Genomic DNA, 1,020 nt, shown 5'->3' with positions numbered 1-1,020 from the left:
GCTGTCGGCCCGCGTCGCCTCGGCAAGCGCTTCGGCGAACGGCGGATCGCCGGCATAGAGCCGCGCCAGGAACTGCATCTCGTCGCGCGCCGGCGCCAGATTGGAATCCGACGCCCAGACATCGACATTGTTGGGTCCGGAGAGGATCAGCTCCGTCGAAGTGTTGATGTCGATCGCCTTGCGCGCATCCGAGCGCGGAATGACGGCGAGCGCCCGGTTCAGCCAGCCGGTCTTTTCCTCGGCGACATGCTCGCCACCGGATTCCAGCATGTCCTGCCCGTCGAAATGGCTGCGCTGGTCGCGGTAGGGCGTCGACACCGCATGCACGAAGGCGAGCTCCCGGCTCTTCCACAGGGGCATCAGCTCGGCGGCCGCTGGATTGAGGCCAAAATGGCCATCGAGATCGAGAAGCCCGGTATCGGGCGTCAGCGCCAGTGTCGGCCTGAGCGCCGCAAAGCCGGCATCGCCATAGGGCTGCACAAGATCCAGCCCGTCCATCGCGCCGCGCAGCACGATGGTGACGAAACGGTTGTCACCCGGCATCGCCGCGAAAGTGACCGGCGTGAAGATGGGGGCGGCGGCAAGACAGCAGGCAGAGGTCAGAAAGCCGCGGCGGGACAGCGAAATCCGGTTCGTGGGCAGCGTCATGGGCGGGGCCTCCTAAGCAGGTTCCGGAAAAGTGTCCAACGGTTTTCCGGCCAGAACCTGCGACAAAACCAAAAAGCTAAGCAGACGAAGCGTTGGCTTGCCAACGAAAGTCTGCTTAGCGGCGATTGAATTCGGGCGATGCCAGCACCAGCGTCAGCCCGCTGATCTTGTTCGGCGCCTGCGATACCACGCGGATCGTCTCGTCGCGGGCGGCATCGGCAAGCGTCGACTTCAGGAATTCACGCGGATCCTGGTCGCGACCGAACTGGGCCGCGGCCCGCCTTGCCCAGGCCAGCCGCTCAGCGAGCTGGCTGCCGGTGATCCAGGCGGAGAAGCCTTCCTCGAAACCGGCCGGGCTCGGCGGCAGCCAGG

At 65.7% G+C, this 1,020-nt stretch carries 2 protein-coding genes; both read right to left on the bottom strand.

Features of this window, described 5'->3' with window-relative positions:
* On the bottom strand, positions 1-648 hold a 648-nt coding region (locus MOV76_RS39220; RefSeq protein ID WP_408988015.1), incomplete at its 3' end, for a DUF1501 domain-containing protein.
* Positions 649-763: 115 nt separating this feature from the next.
* Positions 764-1,020 (bottom strand): DUF1800 family protein (locus tag MOV76_RS39215; RefSeq protein ID WP_247266603.1); only part of this gene is annotated, 257 nt, incomplete at its 5' end.

This window comes from Rhizobium sp. PRIMUS64, from assembly GCF_023006465.1.
Classification (GTDB): domain Bacteria; phylum Pseudomonadota; class Alphaproteobacteria; order Rhizobiales; family Rhizobiaceae; genus Rhizobium; species Rhizobium leguminosarum.
This window is presented reverse-complemented; position numbering and strand designations above follow the sequence as displayed.